Consider the following 20394-nt stretch of genomic DNA (forward strand, 5'->3'; position numbering starts at 1 on the left):
GCCCTCCAGGAGCTGAACGATCTGGGCACCTCGACACTCATCTACGCGGACGACACCCTGCGCGTCCCCGGCACCCCGCCCTCCGCGCAAGGGCAACTGAATCTGCCGGAGACGGAACTCCCGGACACCGATTCACCCAAGTCGGATCCGCCGAAGTCCGACCCGTCCAAGTCCGACCCGCCGAAGAAGAAGGCACCCGACAAGGCGCCCAAGAAGGCACCGAAGACGGCACCCACGTCGGGGGCGAAAGCGGTCGTCGCCTTCGCACGGAACCAGCTCGGCAAGCCCTACATCTGGGGCGGCACCGGCCCGCGCGGTTACGACTGCTCAGGTCTGGTGATGCGGGCCTGGGAGAAAGCCGGGGTGAAACTCCCCCGCACCACGTGGGGCCAGGTGAAAGCCGGCAAAGCCACCACCCGCGACGGACTGGTACCCGGCGACCTGATCATCAGCAACAACGGCGGACACGTCCAGCTCTACATCGGCGACGGCAAGGTCATCCACGCCCCCGGCACCGGCCGCACCGTCACCACCGCACAACTCCCCGCCCCGTCCACCGTCGTCAGCTACCGCCACATCACACCGTGACCGGAACCGAAGCCACCACGCGGAATCGCGTGGCGCCAGGGCGGCCCTCATCCCTACTCGACCGTGTGCGTGGGGTACACCTCGACGTCGGTGTAGGCGCCCATGATCTCCCCCGCGCCCGCAGGCCAGTCCAGGCTCACGGTGTGGGTCTCGTTCGGGGGCGTCACCTCGATGTTGGTCGGGTCCGGGAGGCTGTCGCCGCTGTCGATCTGGTAGGCGAGGTTGAACACAGCGGCATCGCCGGGCTTCAGGTTGGTGATACGCGGCTGGGCCTGGCCGCGCTCGATGGGGTTCGAGGTGTTGTCGGCGTCCTTGATGTTGACACCCGCGAAGCCCGTCGCCGAGCAGGTGGTCGAACCCCGGTTGATCATGGTGATGTTGATCCTGCCGGTGCCCGCGTCGGGCGCGGCGTCCGTGGCATCGATGGCCAGGTCCGCCGTCTTGCAGAACGCGACCTGGCCGCCCGTCTCCGTCCCGCCGCTCGCGGCACCGGCGCCGGCCTCGGTGTCCACACCGGAGCCCGCCTTCGCGTTGCTCGCCTCCGAACCGCCGGAGCCCGAGCCGCCCTCCGCCTTCGAGCCACCGTCCGAGGACGAAGAGGACGAGGACGAGGAGACGCTGGAGGAGGCGTCCTTCCCGGAGCCGTCGGGGCCACAGGCGGTGAGCGAGAAGGTGGCGGCGACCCCGAGGGCGGCGAGAGCGGAGAGGCGGGTGTACTTCACGGTGTTCCTCCAGAACCTGTGTGGTGCGTGCGGTCGGAAGTATTTGTAGCTCGCACCGAGTTACAGGCGGTCTCCCGCGCCGTCTTCGTTCTGTCACAGGCGCCTTGGCCTCAGGGTCCGCCGAGCCGCCACCGCGCGATCACGCGAATCCCGCGCTGACCTGGCCAGTTCCCGGCTTGGAGGGCCTTCGATCCCCCCCTCTGTCGTGATCGAAGGCACCGGAGGAACCGCTACTGCCGGTGAGGAGGCGCACCTCCCGAGATGCTGCCGCCGTGGCCGTCGAGCGCGGAGAGCCGGAAGCCGACCCTCTCCAGGACGTCTCGGCCCGGAGGTTCGGAGAGGAGCGCGATCGCCGCGTTCAGCAGGAGGAGGGGGTGGACGAAGCGGTCACGGCCGGTGGGCGGGAAGTACCAGGAAAGCGGCCACGTACGACCCGACAGCGCGGGCACCGGTACGTAACTCACCGTATTCCGCGCCGAGTTGAACCGCTGAACGCCGGGCGGCCACGACCGGTGCGCCGTGCTTCCGGGCGGAAGCAGGAAATACATTCCCCGCCGCCCATTCGCCTCACTGACCACGGGCCCGGGCTCACCGCCGCAGAGCGCCTCCAGCATGTCGGCGAGACGACGGCCGTCATCCGCGTCGACTCTCACGGCATCGAATCGGGCTCCGGCTTTCCGGAGTTGGAATCCGGAGGACGGAATCCAATCGATGTCACCTAATTGGCGAGTTGTCGCATCCATGGGGACATTTTGCGGCCAACTGGCTAGCGTTTTCCATGTCTGCGCGGGGTCCGTCGGACAGGGGTTGACCTGCCCGAACACCCTTTGCGGAAGGTCAAATTCCGTAAGTCTCGGTTGTGACCGGTTGAGTCCGGTTGAGTCGAAAAGGTGATCGCGATGGCGCGAGCGGAAAACAAGGAAACGGCGGGTCCTGCAACGCGATTGGTGGCCGATGTCGCCCGCAGGATGCGCCTCAAGAAAAAGCTGACGCAAGAACAGCTGGGAAAGGAGATCGGCTTCTCGGGCGCGGCGGTGAGCGCGATGGAGACGTGCGCGCAGCCGGCGAGTGACGAGATGCTGGTGGCGCTGGAGCGGGTGCTCGGGGAGGGGATGGGGATCTTTGAGCAGGCGCGGGAGTATGTACGGCTGGACAAGTATCCGGAGCAGTTCAAGGACTATGTGCTGCTGGAGCAGAAGGCGGTGGGGCTACAGCTGTACGCGGTGCACGCCATCCACGGCCTCTTTCAGACGGAGGAGTACGCCCGGGCGCTGATCGGCGGCGGATACCCACCGCTGCCGGAGCAGCGAGTGGAGGAACTGGTCGAGGTCAGAATGGCGCGGAAGGCGCTCTTCGACCGGGTACCCACCGCGTTGCTCGAACTGATCCTGGATGAATCGGTGTTCACTCGGCCGATCGGGAGCCAGGAGATCATGCGCCGACAGCTGCTGCATCTCAGCGAGTGTGCGAAACGGCGCAATGTCATGCTTCAAGTGCTGCCCTTGGACTGCGGGCTAAGCGGTGAACACGCAGGAGCGCACGGCGAGATGAACCTGGTGGAGACTCCGGACCATGACCATCTGGTCTATCTGGAGCCGCAGGACGAGAGCCTTCTGATCAGCGACCCCACAAAGGTGAGCGCGTACGCCCAGCGTTATGCGAAAATCCGGGCACAGGCCCTGGGTCCTCGCGAATCGCTGGGCCTCATCGAGCGGTTGGCAGGAGTCCAGCAATGAGCAGCACCTTGCGGTGGTTCAAGTCCAGCTACAGCAGCCCCAGCGGCGGCGAGTGCATCGAAGTCGCCTTCGACTGGCGCAAGTCCAGCTACAGCAGTCCCAGTGGCGGCGACTGCGTAGAGGTCGCCACCTGCCCCCACGCCGTCCACGTTCGTGACTCGAAGAACGTCGAAGGCCCCACCTTCGCCGTCGCCCCCGACGCCTGGGCACGGTTCCTCACCTGGTCGGCCTGATCCGGAGCGGGGCCGGTCGCAGTCCGGCCCCGCACGGTTCGACGCGGTCCGCTGAGCTGGGGTTTGTGCAGTCCAGCGCTGTTACGTGGACCGAAGTCGCTGAGACAGAACCCGGACATGTACAGGATCATTTCAGGATCGACGCGGCCCTAGTGTCGTCGGTGTCAGCAGGAAGCACCGCAACCGACAGCCGCTGGAGATCAAGATGCGCTCGCGTCTCGCCGCCCGTTCCGCCCGCCTCGTCCTGGCCGCCGTGGCCGTGACGGCCCTCGCCGCCACCACCACCGCCTGCAACCCCGACGACGGCTCGGACGCGAGCGGCACCGGGGCCCCCTCCGCCGTCGCCTCCGCCGGCAGCGGCGGGAGCGACAGCTCCTCCGGCGACAACTCCTCCACCGACGGATCCGGTTCCAGCGGCTCCGACTCCAACTCCAGCGGCTCCACCGACAAGGGCGAATCCGCCGACAGCGGGAAGAGCGGCTACGGACAGTCCTGCGGAGCCAACGACCTGGACTTCACGGTCACCTCGGAGTCCCAGGCCGGCGGCTACTACCGCGTTACCGCCAAGGCCAAGTCCGGCATCACCTGCTACCTGGACGTCAACACCCCCACGGTGTCCTTCGGCTCCAACGCCGAGGGCGTCGCCTCCCCTGTCGGACAGGGTGGCGAAGACCCCATCAAGCTCACCGGCTCTGCCGTCGCGTACACGGGTATCAACCCCAAGACCACTGACAACAATGGCGGCGTGGAATTCGAGAACGTCATCATCGGCGTCGCCGAAGAAGACCCCAACCCCGCCGAGCTCAAGCTCCCCGACACTGCGGTCGTGGACAAGCCCATCGTCACCAACTGGTCCACCAACCCCTCCGAGACCATCCCGGTCATCGTCTGACAAAGCGCAACTGTGCGCACGGGGGTAGGCGCGGGTTCGTGCCGAGAGGTAACCGGGGTTACCCGGAGGGTCCAGAGACGGGTGGGGGCCGCCCCTAGGTTTCAGTTTCGCGGTTGCGGGTCGGGCGTCAAGGGCGCTCCTTCGTCGCGTCGGCTGCGCCGATTCCGCTGCGCTCCACCCTGGACGCCCAACCCTCCACCGCAAGTGCAGCTTTGAGGGGGGCGGCCCGGGGGGAGGGGTCCCCGGGGAAGCACCCATGTTCCGGCGGCCGGTTCCCGACCGCAGGTCGGTGGGTGGTCTGCGCGGCAGTGGAGTGGGGTGGCCCGGCACCGGCAAAGCGACTGACGGTCGGGGAGTGGCCGGGACTCATGCCCCGCTGTGAGGGTCCGTTGTCGGATGACACCTGTCAGCCGAGGCGGACGGACCTGCCACCTGCACCCAATGTCCCAGTTTGGAAGGGGCTTCGGAGAGGGCTCCGGCGGCTCATGCGTCGGGAGTTCGGTTAACCGGACCCTCTGGCACATCACCCCCTCCGACCGGCCCACAGGGGCAGGGGTGGCTCACGGGGCGGCCAATGGGCCGGTGGGAAGTGGCGATGTGTCGTGGGAACGACTTAACCGAACTCAGGACGCATCACCGGCCGGGGAGCCCCCGAACAGCCCGCCAAACCGGGACATAGGGGATGGGTCGAGGATCCGCCCACCTCGGCTGACAGGTGTCACCCGACAACAAGCCCGCACAGCGGGGCATGAGTCTCAACCGCCCACTCGCATCAGCTCGCTGAGCCGGTGCCGGGCCACCCCACTCCACTGCCGCGCAGCCCCGCAGGGCCCACCCACCCGAGGCCGGGATTCGGGCCGGTCCAATAGACAGGCCCCCCGGGGACCCCTCCCCCCGGGCCGCCCCCCTCAAAGCAGCACTTGCGGTGGAGGGGCGGGGGTCAAGGGTGGAGCGCAGCGGAATCGGCGCAGCCGACGCGACGAAGGAGCGCCCTTGACACCCGACCCGGAACCGCGAAACTGAAACCTAGGGGCGGCCCCCACCCGTCTCCGAACCTTCCGGGTGACCCCGACTACCCCTCGGTCCTGACCCCAGACCTCACCCCCAAGCATGTGGGCGATGGGGCGGGTGTGACTCATGCGGCGACCAATGGGCCAGTCAGAGCCGGTGATGCGTCGTGGGAACGACTTAACCGAACCCAGGACACATGACCGGCCGGGGAGCCCCCGAACAGCTCGCCAAACTGGGACATAGGGGATGGGTCGAGGATCCGCCCACCTCCGTCGACAGGTGCAGGCGACAACGGACCCGCACAGCGGGGCATGAGTCCCAGCCGCTTCCCGACCGTCAGTCGCTGAGCCGGTGCCGGGCCGCCCCACTCCACTGCTGCGCAGACCACCCACCGACCCGAGGCCGGGAACAGACCCCCGGCGCATGGGAGCTTCCCCGGGGACCCCTCCCCCCGGGCCGCCCCCCTCAAAGCAGCACTTGCGGTGGAGGGTTGGGGGTCAAGGGTGGGCGCAGCCCATCGGCTTGCCGACGCGACGAAGGAGCGCCCTTGACGCCCGACCCGCAACCGCGACACTCAAAGATCAGGGGCGGCCCCCACCCGAGCCCAAACCCCCCGGCCCACCCCGACTACCCCTCGGTCCTGACCCGCACCCACCCCCGAAACCTGGGATCGGTAGGTCCCTCCGTGCCCCTAGCGTCCACCTCACCAGGCAACACACCACGCCGCAGAAGGATGGACGTCATGGGTATCTTCGGGAAGCGCAAGAGCCGCGAAGAGCGCGCCGCCGAGATCGCGAACAAGGTGGCCAGCGGCAAGGGTTTCTATGGACGGACCACACGCGCGTTCATCGGCCGCGAGGACTTCGCCCAGCTCCAGGGGGCGATCGGCGCGTACAACTCCGGCGTCAACGTTCAGCAGTTGATCGCCATGGGCGCGCCCACCACCGTCGCCGTCGTCGTATCGATCAGCGACACCGGCAAGCTCGTCAACTTCGATCCCGTCGTGGACCTGGTCGTCCAGCCGACCGGAGCCACCAGCCCCGGCCCCGACCACGTCACGCTCCAGACCATCGTCTCCAAGCTGGCCATCCCGCGCGCCGGCGACCAGGTCCTCCTGGTCGCCGACCCCGCGCAGCCCGGTGGCTACCTCTTCGCCGGGATGGTGTGACCGGGTCCCCGGGGCTTCCCCCCGGGGACCCCGTTCCTACCGGCCCCGCAGGCCCTTCAGGCCCTACCGGCCCTACAGGAACGAATTGATCTGGATCGTCTCCGTACGCCCCGGCCCCACGCCGATCGCCGAGATCGGCGCCCCCGACATCGCCTCCAGCGCCTTCACATAGTCCTGCGCGTTCTTCGGCAGGTCGGCGAAGGTCTTCGCCTTCGTGATGTCCTCGGACCAGCCCGGCAGGTACTCGTACACCGGCTTCGCGTGGTGGAAGTCCGTCTGGCTGTACGGGAGTTCCTCGACGCGCTTGCCGTCGATCTCGTACGCCACGCACACCGGGATCCGCTCCCAGCCCGTCAGCACGTCCAGCTTGGTGAGGAAGAAGTCCGTCAGCCCGTTGACCCGCGTCGCGTAGCGCGCGATGACCGCGTCGAACCAGCCGCACCGGCGGTCGCGGCCCGTCGTGACGCCCCGCTCGCCGCCGATGCGGCGCAGCGCCTCGCCGTCCTCGTCGAACAGCTCCGTCGGGAACGGTCCGGCGCCGACGCGCGTCGTGTACGCCTTGAGGATGCCGATGACCCGGCTGATCTTCGTCGGCCCCACCCCGGCGCCCGTGCAGGCGCCGCCCGCCGTCGGGTTGGAGGAGGTGACGAAGGGGTACGTGCCGTGGTCCACGTCGAGCAGCGTGCCCTGGCCGCCCTCGAAGAGGACGACCTTGCCCTCGTCGATGGCGTTGTTGAGGATCAGCGTCGTGTCCGCGACGTACGGCTTGAGCTGGTCGGCGAATGTCAGCAGCTCTTCGACGACCTTGCCGGACTCTATGGCACGACGGTTGAAGACCTTGGCGAGCAGCTGGTTCTTGGACTCCAGCGCCGCTTCGACCTTCTGCTCCAGGATCGACTCGTCGTAGAGGTCCTGGACGCGGATGCCGGTGCGGTTGATCTTGTCCGCGTAGGTCGGGCCGATGCCACGGCCGGTCGTACCGATCTTCCGCTTGCCGAGGAACCGTTCCGTCACCTTGTCGACGGTTACGTTGTACGGCGTGATCAGGTGCGCGTTACCACTGATCAGCAATTTGGACGTGTCGACACCGCGCTCGTTGAGACCGCTCAGCTCGGAGAGCAGGACAGCCGGGTCGACGACCACTCCGTTGCCGATCACCGGGGTGCACCCCGGGGAGAGGATTCCGGAAGGGAGAAGATGCAGTGCGTACTTCTGGTCGCCCACGACGACCGTATGACCGGCGTTGTTGCCGCCCTGATAGCGCACGACATAGTCCACGGACCCACCGAGCAGGTCGGTGGCCTTTCCCTTGCCTTCGTCACCCCACTGAGCACCGAGCAGCACAAGTGCGGGCACAGGCGTACACCCCTTCCGGGCGGGGCATGTCCAAGGCCAGGGGGCGCGCAAACGCCGTTCATTCGGCGCGTGTACGCCATATCTACGCGTATGACACCGCACGACGTTGTACGACGCGGTCCTGACCGTCGAACCGGATGCCCCGGAATAGACGAAGCCCCTGGCGCAATAGCGCAAGGGGCTCTTGCACAAAGATGCTACCCGAGGAAGGACCGAGGTGTCGGCTGCAGAGCCCGCCGAGAACGGTGCGCGACAGCTTCTGGTGGTCATCGACCCCTTCGCCCGCAGGACCGACGGTGAATCGGTCCGGATCGCGAAGGACGTGCTCAGTGCGGGTGCGGGGGTGAAACTCTGTCTCCCCGACGGCCCCGAGGAATTCGCGCGGGCGCTGGCCCGGCGGGGCAGCAGACGGCCGGTGGTGGTGGGCGACGACCGGGCGCTGCTGCGGACCGTCGCCCTGCTCCACCGGGAACGGGAGCTGGCCTCCGGGGCGCTGTCGCTGGTGCCGATCGGCGCTTCCGTCGAGCTGGCCCGCTCCCTGGGCGTGCCCACGGGCGCGGTGGCGGCGGCGAGGGCCGTGCTGGACGGCGCGGCGCGGCGGCTCGATCTGCTGGTGGACGACAGCGACGGGGTGGTGCTGGGGGATCTGCGGATCCCGGCGCTGCCCGCGACGGGCGCGGTCCTGGGCGGCGTCCCGGGCGCGGCGTCGATGACGTCGGTCTGGCACACCTGCCGCTCGCTGGTCCGTACGCTCGTACGGCCGGTCCCGCCGGTGTTCGCGGCGCATGCGCACCACCGGCTGAGGGTGGAGGCGGACGGCATAGTGCTGAACGATCTGGACGAGCCGGTCGAGGGCGTACGGGTGTCCTCCCGCGGGGGCCGCGCCGAGGTCGTGATCCGTACGCGCGCCTCGGAGGAACCGGTACGCGCCAGCGCGCTGTCCGTCACGGTGTCGGGCGCCGACTTCCGCTACCGCGCGGACACGCGGGTCACGGGCCCGGTACGGACCCGGACGTGGACGCTCCGGCCGGAGGCATGGCAGCTGACACTTCCGGCGGGGGCGGTGGCGGGTCCGGGGGCAGGAGCAGGGTCCAGGTAGTCTCGGCCTCCGGTTCGAGGCCCGGGGGGGCACATCAATGGGGGACAACGCGTCGCAGAGCCCTGCGCTGGATGACACGGGCACGGCCGAGGCGCTGGTCGGCTATCGGGCGCGCGGCTTCATTTGCGCGGGTGGCGGTCTGGCGATGCTGGCCGGAAGCCAGATCATCGGCCTGATCGCGGCAAGCCTGGGCCTGGACGCGGTGGTCTCGCTGATCCCGAACCTGGTGGGGCTGTCGCTGGCCGCGCTGGCTCTGGGCCTCCTCTCCCTCGGGCTTTCCGGCCGGATGTGGCGCCACCTGGCGGCGGGCCCCTGGACCGTCCGCCTCGCCGTGTCGATCCCCCGCGGATGGCGGGGCGAGACGGTGGTGCTGCGGGACCCCGTGACCGAGGAGCTGTGGCCACTGACCGTGTGGGCGATACCGGGCCTGAACCAGCCGGTCGTCCATCACCCCACGGGCGACGTCCTGTGGTGGTGCGGCGACCCCCGGACCGGCGGGGTGATCGCGCTTCCGGGCGGTGCGGGGCTGTGCTGGACGCGAGCGGTACGGGGAAGCAGGGCGCGGCGGCTGGCCGTACAGCGGGCGGAGCGGGCCGGGCTGCTGGAGCAGCCCCTGCCGCACACGCCGCACACGCCGCACACGCCCGACGGACCGGACGGACCCGACGGAACACACATGCCGGACGGAACGCACATGCCGTACGGACCGTACGGACCCCACGCACTCCATGCGCGGCTCGGGGCGGCGATATCGAAAGCCACTCCCCGGCGCAGGGGCTTCTTCCCCGGGATCCTGCTGGTGGGAGCGGCCCTGCTCGGCCTGGGTATCGCCGGGTCCACCGCCGCGGACAAGGACCCGCAGATCGATCTGACCGTGATCAGCCAGCAGCCCGACGGCAGTTGCGAGGTGCGATGGTCCGACCCTTGGAGCGGAGCGCGGCACGAGGGCCCCTTCCACTGCGACCCGGACCGCGATCCGCTGCTGGAGGACTGGTGGACCGGCTGGGTGGTCTCGTACGGACCGTGGAAGGGCGACCTCTACGACTCCGACTGGCGGGGCACTCCCGCCAATGACGTGAACGACTCCCTGTTCCTGGCCGGTGCGGCACTGACACTGGTGGGCCTGGTGGGCCTGGTGAGGGGCGCCGTCAAACGCGTGTACCGGCGGGAGCCCACCGGCCGACGCCACGAGCCCACCGGCTGAGGCCCCGAGCCACCGGCCAAGGCCCCCGAGCCCACCGGCTGAGGCCGACGACGCCACTCAGCCCGCTCGCCCCTCAGCCCGCGCCGCCCGCTTCCGCCGCGCGCTTCGTCTCCTGGTAGTCCTTCCAGCGGTCCATCAGCGCGAGCAGTTCCTGCTGGAGGAACTCGAAGAACTCGACGGTCTCCGCCACCCGCTCCCCCGCCGGGGTGTCGCGGCCGAGCGTTTCGACGCCCTCGCGCAGGGTGTGCTCCCAGCGGCTCAGTATGGAGTCGCGCTGGGTGATGGTGACGTACCAGCCCTGGTTGTGCAGCCGGTAGCGGTCGCGGCGCGAGCCGGGGTCGCGCTCCCTGCCGACCATGCTGACCTGCGTGAGATAGCGGACCGCCCCCGAGACGGCCGCGGGGCTGATCCGCAACTGCTCGCTCAGCTCGGCGGAGGTCATGCTCGCGTCGTCCGAGGTGAGCAGCGCCGCGAAGACCCGGGAGGCCGTGCGCTGCATCCCGGCCTCGGTCATGTCGGCCGCGAAGCGCTCCACGAAGCGGGACACGGCTTCCTCGTCCCGCGGCGTACCGTCCCCGCTGCCGTTCGCACCCCGGTGCCGGCCCTCCATGCCCTGGCCCACGGTGCTCTGGTCCTCGCTGTTCATCGGCCCATCGTCTCCCCTGCTCGGCGTCCACCTCGATCTTAACCCGAACCCTTTTTACGCTTCCTTAACTTCATAATTTTGTGAAAGTAGCGTACGTTCCGAAGCATGACGAAGGCAATCACCGTCGCCGGACTGCACAAGTCGTTCGGCCGGACGCACGCGCTGGACGGCCTCGACCTCGCCGTCGAGACCGGCGAGGTCCATGGCTTCCTCGGCCCCAACGGAGCCGGCAAGTCCACCACCATCAGAGTCCTCCTCGGGCTGCTGCGCGCCGACTCCGGGGCGGCCCAGCTGCTCGGCCGGGACCCCTGGAAGGACGCGGTCGAACTGCACCGGCGCGTGGCCTACGTACCGGGGGATGTGACCCTGTGGCGGAACCTCTCCGGCGGCGAGGTCATCGACCTGTACGGGCGGCTGCGCGGGGGGCTCGACCCGGCCCGGCGGGCCGATCTCGTCGAGCGCTTCGAGCTGGACCCCACCAAGAAGGGGCGCACGTACTCCAAGGGCAACCGCCAGAAGGTCGCCCTCGTCGCCGCGTTCGCCTCGGACGTCGATCTGCTGATCCTCGACGAGCCGACCTCCGGGCTCGACCCGCTGATGGAGGAGGTCTTCCAGCGGTGCGTCGAGGAGGAGCGCGACCGGGGCAGGACCGTGCTCCTCTCCAGCCATGTGCTGAGCGAGGTCGAGGCGCTCTGCGACCGGGTGAGCATCATCCGCAAGGGCGTCACCGTCGAGTCGGGTTCGCTCTCCGAGCTGCGCCATCTGACCCGTACGAGCGTGAGCGCGGAGCTCTCCGGCGAGCCGAACGGACTGGGCCGGCTCCCCGGCGTGCATGACCTCGACATCCAGGGGAAGCGGGTCAGGCTCCAGGTCGACACCGACAAGCTGGACGCCGTACTGCGCTCCCTCTCCGAGTCCGGCATCCGCTCGCTGACCAGCACCCCGCCCACCCTGGAGGAGCTGTTCATGCGCCACTACGCGGCCGATGACGCCTCCCCGGCCGGCCAGGCACCCGCGGCCGATCCGGCGGTCGCGTCATGACCGCCGCCACCCTGGCCGTACCGTCGGCACGCACCGGCGGCACCCGGCAACTCGCGGGCACCGGAACGCTGTTGAGGCTCGCCCTGCGCCGGGACCGGATCATCGTCCCGGTGTGGGTACTGGTGCTCGGCGCCTCGTTCCTGTCCGTCACACAGTCCGTCTCGACGCTGTACGACACGGACGCCAAACGGGCCGACCTCCTCCAGTCGATGTCCGCCAACGGCTCGCTGCGCGCCCTGTACGGACCCGTCTTCAGCGACTCCGTGGGCGGGCTCACCTCCTGGCGCATGATCGCCTTCGGGGCCGCGCTCGCGGCGGTGATGAGCCTGGTCATCGTCGTACGGCACACCAGGGAGGAAGAGGAGACGGGCCGTCAGGAGATGCTCTCGGCGGCGATGGTCGGGCGCCGGGCGCCGCTGACCGCCGCGCTGCTCACGGCGCTGATCGCCAACGCCGCGCTGGTCCTGGCCGTCGCCGCCGGGCTCGTCGGCAACGGGGAGGCCGCCACCGGCGCGCTGGCGCTCGGCCTGGCGACCGGCGGGGTCGGGATGCTCTTCGCCTGCACCGCCGCCATCGCCGCGCAGATCACCGAGAACGCCCGGCTCGCGAAGGGGATGACGGCCGCCGTCATCGGCGCCGCGTTCGTACTCAAGGCGGCGGGCGACGCGTCGACCGACGACGGTTCGTCCGTACTGACCTGGCTCTCCCCGATCGGCTGGGCCGAGAACGTACGCGCCTACGCCGACGAACGCTGGTGGGTGCTGCTGGTCCTGCTGGCCGCGATCGCCGTACAGGCGGTCCTCGCGTACATCCTGGCGGGCCGGCGTGACCTCGGCATGAGCTTCCTGCCCGCGCGACCGGGACCCGCGACGGGCGCCATCGCCACGGCGGGCGGGCTCGCGTGGCGCCTCCAGCGCGGCAGCGTGTTCGGCTGGGGCATCGGCTTCCTGCTCGCCGGAATCATGTTCGGCGGCATCACCGACGGCGCCGCGGATCTGGTCGGCGACAACGAGGGCACCCAGCAGATCATCCAGCGGATGGGCGGCCAGCAGGGGCTGACCGACGCCTTCCTGGCCGCGATGGTCGGCATGCTGGGGATGGTCGCGGCGCTGTACGTGGTCGCGTCCGTACTGCGGCTGAACACCGAGGAGACCGGCCAGCGGGCGGAACCGGTCCTCGCGGGCGCGGTCGGCCGGCTCCGCTGGGCCGCCGGGCATCTGACGATCGCCTTCGGCGGCGCGGTCCTGATCATGGCGCTCGGCGGTCTCGGACTCTTCCTCGGCTACGGCGACGATCTGCCGGGAATCCTCGGCGCCGCCCTGGTCCAACTGCCCGCGATCTGGGTCCTCGGCGCGCTGGCGGTCCTGCTGTACGGGGTCTTCCCGAAGGCGGCCGTGGCCGCGTGGGGAGTCGCGGGCGTGGCGCTGGCCCTGGGCTGGATCGGGCCGGTGCTGGATCTGCCGCAGTCGGTGATGAACCTGTCGCCGTTCGGACATCTGCCGAAGCTGCCGGGCGGGGAGATGGCCTGGACACCGGCGGTGGTGCTGACGGTGCTCGCGGTGGCGCTGGTAGGGGCGGGACTGGCGGGGTTGCGGCGCCGCGACCTGCTGAACTGACCGGAGACGCGGGCGGCCCGAGACGGGCGACGGCCCGCCTTGTCCACAGGCTGTGGACAAGGCGGGCCGATGCGTGGACCGTCAGCGCACGTAGTGCTTCAGGATCTCGGTGTCGAACTCGATACCGACAGGGTCCGGGATGGAAACCCGCTCTCCGAAGGGGAACATGTCCCGATGCCGATAGTCCCCCGCGACCGGATCCGGAGTGCTGTGCACGGTGACGGTGCAGAAGTCCCGGTCGATCAGCAGAAACACCGGGATACCGGCGGCAGCGTAGGCCGCGGGCTTCTCCACGCGGTCCCGCGGACCGGTGTCCGAGTCGTAAGAAGTGACCTCGACTGTCATCAGTACCCCGGCGGGACTGGCCCATTCCCCCTGCCCCGCGAAATGCGCGACGGGGGCAAGTGATCCGTCCGGCCGAGCACGGCCCGCACGGTACTTCTCGACCGCGAGCCCCTGCATGGTGTCCAGGTCGAGATCCGGCCGCGACTGCATGCACTGACGCAGCAACCACATGATGATCGCTCCGTGATCCCCGTCCGCCACCTTCTTGACTCCGATTCGCCCGCCGATGAATTCCAGCCTGACGGTCTCGGACTCCACAGCGGCGAACCTCTCGAACTCCTCTACGGTCATCTGTGACGCACGCTCGTCCATAGTTGTCATGGTGCACCTCCTGTCAGGCGGACACCAGCGTGACGTGCCCCCGAGCAGCCGAAACGGTCCCTCCCGATCCGATCACCCGCGCGAGTGATCACATGACCGGTACTCGCCACCCCGCCCCACGCGGCCCCCGGTAGCGACTCAGCCCGGTGTCACCAGCCGAGCCTCGTACGCGAACACCGCCGCCTGCGTACGGTCCCGCAGCCCCAGCTTCACCAGGATGCGGCTCACATGCGTCTTGATCGTGGACTCCGCGACCACCAGATGCTCGGCGATCTCCGCGTTCGACAGCCCCTGCGCGATCAGGACCAGGACCTCCGTCTCGCGCTCCGTGAGATCGCCGATCCTGGCCATCGCCGGGGCGCGCGGGGTCTCCGAGAGTTTGGAGAATTCCGTGATCAGACGACGGGTGACAGTCGGGGCGAGCAGCGCCTCGCCGGAGGCCACCACCCGTACACCGTCCGCCAGTTGGCGGGCCGAGGCGTCCTTCAGCAGGAAGCCGGAGGCGCCGGCGCGCAGCGCCTGGTAGACGTATTCGTCGAGGTCGAAGGTGGTCAGCACGAGGACCTTCGCGTCGGCGTCCGCCGCGACGATCTCCCGGGTCGCCTCGATACCGTTCAGCTCCGGCATCCGGATGTCCATCAGCACCACGTCGGGGTGGAGCGCGGCGACCTGGCTCACGGCCTCGCGGCCGTTCACCGCCTCGCCGATGACCTCGATGTCCGGCATCGCGTTCAGCAGGACCGAGAAGCCCTCGCGGACCATCACCTGATCATCCACGATCAGTACCCGGATGGTCATGACGCGTCTCCGTCCCGCACGGCGGCCACCGGAATGAACGCCGCGACCTCGTAGCCGCCGTCCTCCAGGAGGTCCGCGGTCATCTCGCCGTTGAGCATCGTGACACGCTCCCGCATCCCCGTGATGCCGTGCCCGGAGCCGGGCGACGGTTTGACCAGGCCGCGCGGCGGGGTGTTCACGATCCGCAGACCGAGCCCGCCCAGCACATACGAGATCTCGACCCGCGCGGTCGAGCCGGGCGCGTGCCGGAGCGCGTTGCTGAGGGCTTCCTGAACGATGCGGTACGCCGACAGCTCGACGCCCTGCGGCAGTGTGCGCACCGATCCGGTGATCGTCTTCTCCACGGTCAGCCCGGCGTCACGGACATTCCCGAGCAGTCCGTCGAGATCGGCGAGCGTGGGCTGCGGGGCGTCGGGCGCCTCGTAGTCCTCCGCCCGTACGACCCCGAGGACCCGGCGCAGCTCCGTCAGCGCGGCCACGGCGTTCTCCCGGATCGTGACGAACGCCTGCTCCAGCTCCGGCGGCGGATTCTCCACCCGGTACGGGGCCGCCTCGGCCTGGATCGCGACGACCGACATGTGGTGGGCGACCACATCGTGCAGCTCGCGGGCGATGGTGGTGCGCTCCTCCAGCAGCGTGCGCCGGTCGCGTTCGACGGCGGTGACGCTCTGCTGCGCGGCCACCTCCTGCTCCGCCTCCCGGCGGACATGCAGCACGGTCACGGTCAGCAGGACGAGCGCGGAGAGGAAGAGCATCATCACCGAGACGGAGGCTCCGCCGGTCCCGTAGCCGCGGTTGAAGAGGATCTCCATGCAGAACGCGTACGCCGCCGTCAGCGCCCACATATAGGCGCCGGTGCGCGGGCGGGTACGGATCGCGGCCACCGTCAGCACGGCGAGATAACCGAGGAAGCTGGCGGCCCCCCAGGGCCACTCGTCGTACGTCAGGGCACCCAGCACGGCGGAGACCCCCAGCGACAGCCACAGGGCACCGACCGGCCTGACCATGGTGAGCAGGACCGGGATCGCCGGAAGGAAGCCGAACAGACTGCCCTGATCGGTCAAGCCGACGAACATCACCAGCAGCGCGCACGCCGTGATCAGGACATGCGGGGTCCAGGCCGCGTTCTCACGTATCCGGCCGGGCAGCCGGCGGGTGATCGGGCCGTCCGTCCGCATGGGCTTGAGCGGACGGTAGGCGAAAGCGTCGTGGAAGAGATCCTGGCGCATGCCATGAAGCGCTCCCATGGCCAAGCGGAACTCGGGGCTCCGGGTCTTCCCGGTGTCTGTCTCGGTCACGTTGCCACGGTAAGCGGAGGGAGGGACGGGGTCGTCACCAGCGAAGCGGATCCTTGCCCGTCCGTCCCAGGTACTACTGCGCGTCTCCGGCGCCCACCAGGTATGACGCGCGCCGCGGACGGTCGGCGGCGGTGGCGGACGGTCGGCGGGCGGGATCAGGCCCGGAACGCCGCCGCGTGCTCCGCCGCCCACTCCGCGAACGTACGGGCCGGCCTGCCGGTGACCTCCTCGACCGTGCCCACCACGGTCCTGCCCTCGGGCGGGGTGTCCCGGTAGACCATGATCAGGAAGCCGATCACTTCCTCGGGCTGGCCCGCCGCGCGCCACCGCTCCTTCGCCGTCTCCTCGCTCAGCTCCACGAGCGCGATCTCCCGGCCCCGGGCCGCCGCCAGCGCGTCCACCTTGTCCTGGAGGGTGAGCGTCTCGGGGCCGGTGATCAGATACGTACGGCCCGCGTGTCCCTCCTCGGTGAGCGCGACCGCCGCGACCGCGCCGATGTCGGCCTCATGGATCATGGCGCTCAGCCGGCCGGTGAACGGCTCGGCGACGGTGTCCTCCGTACGGATCGCCTCCGCCCACTCCAGCGCGTTGGACATGAACTCGACGGGCTGCACCACGGTCCAGTCCAGCTCGCTCGCCTCGACTGCCCGCTGGAGCGGGGTCTCCTCGCCACCGAAGAGGACGGTCGCCCGCCGAACGCCGGCCTTCCGCGCCAGCTCCACGATCTCGGGTCCGGTCTCCAGCGGCGCGAACATCGCCCCGCCGAAGGTGATCAGATGGATCGCGGTGACGCCTTCGAGGGCGGGGGCGAGGCTCGCGGGGTCGGTGAGGTCGCCCCGTACGACGTCGACGCCGGGGAGGACGGTCCTCGCCCTCTCGGGGTCACGGGTGAGCGCGCGGACGGTGTGGCCGCGGTGGAGGAGTTCGGCGACGACTTGCCGGCCCACGGTTCCGGTGGCGCCGGTCACGAGCACGGTCTGGCTGGTGTTCTGGGTCATGGGGAGACCGTAGGAAGGCTTGCGGTCAGTTTCTGTCCGCAAGCCTCGGCGTCCCCCGGCGTCCCCCAGCCTCTCCCCCCTGTCGGGAAGGCGCGGACCTCACCAGGCGAGCTGAGCGATCTCCTCCGCCACCACCGCGCACGCGTCCGCCGCCGGGTCGATCAGCGGGAAGTGACCGACATCCTCCAGCAGCGTGAGCCCGACCATCTCGCCCGCCCGGCCCGCCGCTTCCACGAACGCCTCGGAGACCGTGTACGGCACGGTGAGATCCGTACGGCCCTGGACCACCGCCGTCGCGATCCCCGTCGGCAGCAGCGCCGCCGGGTCCGCGCTCTCCCTGCGCTGCTTGAACTCCTCCTCGCCGCCCAGCAACTGGATGGGCGCCCCGCCGCACACATCCAGCTCCACGGCGCGTACGAGATCCGCGATCGGCGCCAGCGCGACGACCCCGCGCAGCGGCGGGGGCTCCGGCAGCCGCCACGGCGAACCCACCGGCAGCACATGCCGGGCCGCCGCCCACAGCGCGAGATGGCCGCCCGCGGAGTGGCCGGTGAGCACGGTCCGCCGCGCGTCGGCCCCCGGCAGCGCGTCGGCGGCCAGCGCGGGCAGCGCGTCCATCGCCGCGGCCACATCGTCGAACGTCTCGGGCCAGCGCCCCGCCACCGGCGGCCCGTCGTCCTGCTGCGGGATCGCGGGACCCCGCCGGTAGGCGACATTGGCGACGGCGAATCCGCGACGGGCCAGGAAGTCCGCGAAGGGGGTCAGATGCGTACGGTCGTACGGCGCGCGCCAGGCGCCGCCGTGCAGAACGACGACCAGCGGCACACGCTCCTGGTTGCCCCGGGGAGCGTAGAAGTCGATCACCTGATCAGGGTGCTCGCCGTACGCGGCGGTGGCATCGGGCCGGACGACCGGATGGGAGAAGACCGATTCGGTCTCTGCGGCGTCACGAGCAAGGGCATCGTGCGCGGCGGGGTCCGGCATCTTGCTCCAACCTTTCGGTACGGGGGCCGAATTGACCTGATCAGCGGGGACGCTATCAGCCCCGCGGGGGCCCGTTCACCCCGATGCCCGGCGGCCGCGAGGACGGCCGCCGGGCCGCTGTGACCCGAACCGGCCTAGCCTTCGGTCGGCACCTCGGTCGGCACCTCGGTCGGCACCTCAGTCGGCACCTCGGCCGGCACCTCGGCCGGCACCTCGGTCAGCACCTCGCCGAGGACCCTCGCCGCCCGTTCCGCGTCGGCGAAACCCGTATAGAGCGGGGTGAATCCGAAGCGCAGCACGTCCGGCCTGCGCAGATCCCCGACGATGCCCCGGGCGATGAGCGCCGCCATGACGGCGGGCGCCTCGGCGCAGCGCAGTGCGATCTGGCTGCCGCGCTCGGCGTGCGCGGCGGGCGTGAGCGAACGGACCCGGCCCGGTGGCGCGTATGCCTCCACGCACTCCAGGAAGAAGTCCGTGAGCGCCAGGCTCTTCTCCCGTACCGCCGCCAGGCTCACCCCTTCCCAGACGTCGAGGGCCGCCTCCAGGGCCAGCATGGAGAGGATGTCGGGCGTGCCGACCCGGCCCCGTACCGCGCCGTCCGCCGCCTCGAAGTCCTGGGACATGGCGAACGGGTCGGTGTGGGAGTTCCAGCCGGGCAGCGGGGAGTCGAAGCGTGCCTGGTGGCGCTCGGCGACATAGAGGAAGGCGGGGGAACCGGGCCCGCCGTTCAGGTACTTGTACGTGCAGCCCACCGCGAGGTCGACGCCGTGCTCGTCGAGACCGACCGGCAGGGCGCCCGCGCTGTGGCAGAGGTCCCAGACGGCGAGCGCCCCGGCCGCGTGCACGGCGGCGGTGATCCCGGGGAGGTCGTGCAGCCGGCCGGTCCGGAAGTCGACATGGTTGACGAGTACGACGGCGGTGCGCGGCCCGAGCGCGCCGAGCAGATTCCCGGGGTCGACGGGGACGATCGGCAGGCCGGTCATCCGGGCCGCGGAGCGCGCGATGTATCCGTCCGTGGGGAAGGTCGTGGCGTCGACAAGGATCTCGTCCCTGGCCGGCTCCGCCGGATCCAGCAGCCGTACCGCGCCCACCACGGCCTTGAAGACATTGACGCTGGTGGAGTCGCCGACCACGATCCGGCCCTGCCCCGCGCCCACGAGCGGGGCGATACGGTCGCCGATCCGCTCGGGCGCGGTCCACCAGCCGCTCTCGGTCCAGGAGCGGATGCGCAGCTCGCCCCACTGCCGGGTGATCACGTCCTGGACGCGCTCGGGGACATGGCGGGGCAGCGCGCCCAGGGAGTTGCCGTCGAGATAGACGGAGTCGTCGTGGAGGGTGAACAGATCGCGCAGCGCGGCCAGTTCGTCGGCGGAGTCCAGCATCGCGGCCTGGACGGCAAGAGACTCAGACATGGCTGCGCGCCGTCCACAGCTCGGGGAACACGTTCTTCGTGGCCCGCTTCTCCAGCCAGGCCACGCCCGCGGAGCCGCCCGTACCGGTCTTGGACCCCATCGCCCGCCTCGTCGCCACCAGATGGTCGTTGCGCCATCGCCACACCAGCTCGCCGACATCCGTCAACGCCTCACCGAGCCGGATGAGTTCGGTGTGCTGATCGGGCTCGCGGTATATCCCGGCCCAGATCTCCTCGACCGCCCGCGACGACTCGTACCGCTGCGCGAGATCGCGGTCGAGCACATCCGCGGGCACCGGCAGCCCGCGCCGGGCGAGCAGCCGCAGGACCTCGTCGTACAGGCTCGGCTCCTGAAGCGCCTTCTCCAGCTCGGCGTGGACGCGCGGCGCGCCCCGGTGCGGGACGAGCATCGACGCGGACTTGTCGCCGAGCAGGAACTCCATGCGCCGGTACATCGCCGACTGGAAGCCGGAGCCCTCGCCGAGCGCGGCGCGGTAGGAGTTGAACTGCGCGGGCGTCAGCCGGCCGAGCGGCTTCCACGAGGCGTTCAGCGCCTCCAGTTCGTGGACGGACCGCTTGAGCGCGTCGATCGCCACCGGGATCCGGTCCTCGCGCAGCGCGCGGGACGCGGTCTCCCACTCATGGACCAGGACGGTGAACCACAACTCCATGACCTGAGTCGTGACGAGAAAGACCATCTCGCCGGGGTCGTCGGAGCGCGGGTGCTGCAAATGGGTGAGGACGTCCGCCTGGACGTAGTCCTCGTAGGGGGTGGTCCCGGCGAAGTCGAGGTTCGGGGCTTCCGAACCGGCTTCGGGGACATCGGAGGCGTGCGACATCTCTGTCTCCTCGATATGTGTTCCCGGGTAGCGGTCCGCCCCTTCCGTGTTGGTTACGGAGCCCCGGTCCCCTCCCGGCATCATAATC

Annotated in this window: 19 protein-coding genes and 1 pseudogene; 9 read left to right on the top strand and 11 right to left on the bottom strand. The window is 70.0% G+C overall.

Annotated elements, in window-relative coordinates; all coding sequences use genetic code 11:
* The coding region (locus tag M1203_RS30830) for a C40 family peptidase (protein ID WP_249953118.1) at nucleotides 1-588 on the top strand (588 nt) is incomplete at its 5' end.
* Between the two features lie 53 nt (nucleotides 589-641).
* On the opposite strand, the gene M1203_RS39115 is transcribed toward M1203_RS30830, so the two are convergent.
* Together M1203_RS39115 and M1203_RS30840 are read right to left on the bottom strand one after the other, a co-directional pair.
* Nucleotides 642-1310, bottom strand: coding sequence for a DUF4232 domain-containing protein (locus tag M1203_RS39115; RefSeq protein ID WP_249953119.1), 669 nt, complete (start codon nucleotides 1308-1310; stop codon nucleotides 642-644).
* A gap of 335 nt (nucleotides 1311-1645) precedes the next feature.
* A pseudogene (locus tag M1203_RS30840) lies at nucleotides 1646-2053 on the bottom strand (hypothetical protein); the annotation flags it as partial.
* 156 nt (nucleotides 2054-2209) lie between these two features.
* Between M1203_RS30840 and M1203_RS30845 the strand changes: the two are divergent.
* The 4 genes from M1203_RS30845 (at nucleotide 2210) to M1203_RS30860 (ending at nucleotide 6350) form a co-directional block, all read left to right on the top strand.
* Nucleotides 2210-3046: a helix-turn-helix transcriptional regulator gene (locus tag M1203_RS30845; protein ID WP_249953120.1), complete on the top strand. Its 837-nt coding sequence runs from the start codon at nucleotides 2210-2212 to the stop codon at nucleotides 3044-3046.
* Nucleotides 3043-3279 (top strand): DUF397 domain-containing protein, encoded by a 237-nt coding sequence (locus M1203_RS30850; RefSeq protein WP_249953121.1) that lies wholly within the window; start codon nucleotides 3043-3045, stop codon nucleotides 3277-3279. Before M1203_RS30845 ends, M1203_RS30850 begins: the two co-directional genes overlap by 4 nt.
* Nucleotides 3280-3484: 205 nt before the next feature.
* The gene (locus M1203_RS30855; protein ID WP_249953122.1) at nucleotides 3485-4171 is read left to right on the top strand and encodes a hypothetical protein; all 687 of its coding nucleotides are present in this window, start codon (nucleotides 3485-3487) and stop codon (nucleotides 4169-4171) included.
* Nucleotides 4172-5924: 1753 nt separating this feature from the next.
* Nucleotides 5925-6350: a hypothetical protein gene (locus tag M1203_RS30860; protein WP_249953123.1), complete on the top strand. Its 426-nt coding sequence runs from the start codon at nucleotides 5925-5927 to the stop codon at nucleotides 6348-6350.
* 72 nt (nucleotides 6351-6422) lie between these two features.
* Here the strand turns inward: M1203_RS30860 and M1203_RS30865 are convergent, their stop codons facing one another.
* The gene (locus tag M1203_RS30865; RefSeq protein WP_249953124.1) at nucleotides 6423-7706 is read right to left on the bottom strand and encodes an adenylosuccinate synthase; all 1284 of its coding nucleotides are present in this window, start codon (nucleotides 7704-7706) and stop codon (nucleotides 6423-6425) included.
* 217 nt (nucleotides 7707-7923) lie between these two features.
* Here M1203_RS30865 and M1203_RS30870 point away from each other — a divergent pair, with 217 nt between their 5' ends.
* Complete coding sequence (locus M1203_RS30870; RefSeq protein WP_249953125.1) at nucleotides 7924-8805, top strand: diacylglycerol kinase; 882 nt, start codon at nucleotides 7924-7926, stop codon at nucleotides 8803-8805.
* Between the two features lie 37 nt (nucleotides 8806-8842).
* Nucleotides 8843-10009 (top strand): hypothetical protein, encoded by a 1167-nt coding sequence (locus tag M1203_RS30875; protein WP_249953126.1) that lies wholly within the window; start codon nucleotides 8843-8845, stop codon nucleotides 10007-10009.
* Between the two features lie 73 nt (nucleotides 10010-10082).
* On the opposite strand, the gene M1203_RS30880 is transcribed toward M1203_RS30875, so the two are convergent.
* On the bottom strand, nucleotides 10083-10619 hold the full coding sequence (locus M1203_RS30880; RefSeq protein WP_249953267.1) for a GbsR/MarR family transcriptional regulator: 537 nt from the start codon (nucleotides 10617-10619) through the stop codon (nucleotides 10083-10085).
* A 141-nt stretch (nucleotides 10620-10760) separates the two neighbouring features.
* Between M1203_RS30880 and M1203_RS30885 the strand changes: the two genes are divergently transcribed.
* Both M1203_RS30885 and M1203_RS30890 read left to right on the top strand, forming a co-directional pair.
* Nucleotides 10761-11696, top strand: a complete 936-nt coding sequence (locus tag M1203_RS30885) for an ABC transporter ATP-binding protein (RefSeq protein WP_249953127.1) — start codon at nucleotides 10761-10763, stop codon at nucleotides 11694-11696.
* Nucleotides 11693-13312, top strand: a complete 1620-nt coding sequence (locus tag M1203_RS30890; RefSeq protein ID WP_249953128.1) for an ABC transporter permease — start codon at nucleotides 11693-11695, stop codon at nucleotides 13310-13312. The genes M1203_RS30885 and M1203_RS30890 overlap by 4 nt, the downstream gene beginning before the upstream one ends.
* Before the next feature lie 81 nt (nucleotides 13313-13393).
* Here the strand turns inward: M1203_RS30890 and M1203_RS30895 are convergent, their stop codons facing one another.
* The 7 genes from M1203_RS30895 to M1203_RS30925 form a co-directional block, all read right to left on the bottom strand.
* Nucleotides 13394-13978 carry a Uma2 family endonuclease gene (locus M1203_RS30895; protein ID WP_249953129.1) on the bottom strand — a complete coding sequence of 195 codons (585 nt, stop codon included), beginning with the start codon at nucleotides 13976-13978 and terminating at the stop codon, nucleotides 13394-13396.
* Nucleotides 13979-14116: 138 nt separating this feature from the next.
* Nucleotides 14117-14776: a response regulator transcription factor gene (locus tag M1203_RS30900; RefSeq protein ID WP_249953130.1), complete on the bottom strand. Its 660-nt coding sequence runs from the start codon at nucleotides 14774-14776 to the stop codon at nucleotides 14117-14119.
* Nucleotides 14773-16023 carry a sensor histidine kinase gene (locus M1203_RS30905; protein ID WP_249953268.1) on the bottom strand — a complete coding sequence of 417 codons (1251 nt, stop codon included), beginning with the start codon at nucleotides 16021-16023 and terminating at the stop codon, nucleotides 14773-14775. The genes M1203_RS30900 and M1203_RS30905 overlap by 4 nt, the downstream gene beginning before the upstream one ends.
* Before the next feature lie 206 nt (nucleotides 16024-16229).
* Entirely contained in the window at nucleotides 16230-17072 is an 843-nt protein-coding gene (locus M1203_RS30910; RefSeq protein ID WP_249953131.1) for an NAD(P)H-binding protein, read from the bottom strand.
* 99 nt (nucleotides 17073-17171) lie between these two features.
* The gene (locus tag M1203_RS30915) at nucleotides 17172-18056 is read right to left on the bottom strand and encodes an alpha/beta hydrolase (protein WP_249953132.1); all 885 of its coding nucleotides are present in this window, start codon (nucleotides 18054-18056) and stop codon (nucleotides 17172-17174) included.
* Nucleotides 18057-18190: 134 nt separating this feature from the next.
* Nucleotides 18191-19468 carry a kynureninase gene (gene kynU, locus M1203_RS30920; protein ID WP_249953133.1) on the bottom strand — a complete coding sequence of 426 codons (1278 nt, stop codon included), beginning with the start codon at nucleotides 19466-19468 and terminating at the stop codon, nucleotides 18191-18193.
* Nucleotides 19461-20306, bottom strand: coding sequence for a tryptophan 2,3-dioxygenase family protein (locus M1203_RS30925; RefSeq protein WP_249953134.1), 846 nt, complete (start codon nucleotides 20304-20306; stop codon nucleotides 19461-19463). Before M1203_RS30925 ends, kynU begins: the two co-directional genes overlap by 8 nt.
* Nucleotides 20307-20394 lie beyond the last annotated feature (88 nt).

It is taken from the genome of Streptomyces sp. 35G-GA-8 (assembly GCF_023534745.1).
Classification (GTDB): Bacteria; Actinomycetota; Actinomycetes; order Streptomycetales; family Streptomycetaceae; genus Streptomyces.

Bases quoted from the DNA above. Each gene is read 5' to 3' on its own strand.
- M1203_RS30885 (WP_249953127.1), top strand. From the start codon at position 10,761: ATGACGAAGGCAATCACCGTCGCCGGACTGCACAAGTCGTTCGGCCGG.
- M1203_RS30910 (WP_249953131.1), bottom strand. From the start codon at position 17,072: ATGACCCAGAACACCAGCCAGACCGTGCTCGTGACCGGCGCCACCGGA.
- M1203_RS30890 (WP_249953128.1), top strand. From the start codon at position 11,693: ATGACCGCCGCCACCCTGGCCGTACCGTCGGCACGCACCGGCGGCACC.
- M1203_RS30915 (WP_249953132.1), bottom strand. From the start codon at position 18,056: ATGCCGGACCCCGCCGCGCACGATGCCCTTGCTCGTGACGCCGCAGAG.
- M1203_RS30925 (WP_249953134.1), bottom strand. From the start codon at position 20,306: ATGTCGCACGCCTCCGATGTCCCCGAAGCCGGTTCGGAAGCCCCGAAC.
- M1203_RS30900 (WP_249953130.1), bottom strand. From the start codon at position 14,776: ATGACCATCCGGGTACTGATCGTGGATGATCAGGTGATGGTCCGCGAG.
- M1203_RS30845 (WP_249953120.1), top strand. From the start codon at position 2,210: ATGGCGCGAGCGGAAAACAAGGAAACGGCGGGTCCTGCAACGCGATTG.
- M1203_RS30850 (WP_249953121.1), top strand. From the start codon at position 3,043: ATGAGCAGCACCTTGCGGTGGTTCAAGTCCAGCTACAGCAGCCCCAGC.
- M1203_RS30880 (WP_249953267.1), bottom strand. From the start codon at position 10,619: ATGGAGGGCCGGCACCGGGGTGCGAACGGCAGCGGGGACGGTACGCCG.
- M1203_RS30875 (WP_249953126.1), top strand. From the start codon at position 8,843: ATGGGGGACAACGCGTCGCAGAGCCCTGCGCTGGATGACACGGGCACG.
- kynU (WP_249953133.1), bottom strand. From the start codon at position 19,468: ATGTCTGAGTCTCTTGCCGTCCAGGCCGCGATGCTGGACTCCGCCGAC.
- M1203_RS30855 (WP_249953122.1), top strand. From the start codon at position 3,485: ATGCGCTCGCGTCTCGCCGCCCGTTCCGCCCGCCTCGTCCTGGCCGCC.
- M1203_RS30860 (WP_249953123.1), top strand. From the start codon at position 5,925: ATGGGTATCTTCGGGAAGCGCAAGAGCCGCGAAGAGCGCGCCGCCGAG.
- M1203_RS30895 (WP_249953129.1), bottom strand. From the start codon at position 13,978: ATGACAACTATGGACGAGCGTGCGTCACAGATGACCGTAGAGGAGTTC.
- M1203_RS30905 (WP_249953268.1), bottom strand. From the start codon at position 16,023: ATGGGAGCGCTTCATGGCATGCGCCAGGATCTCTTCCACGACGCTTTC.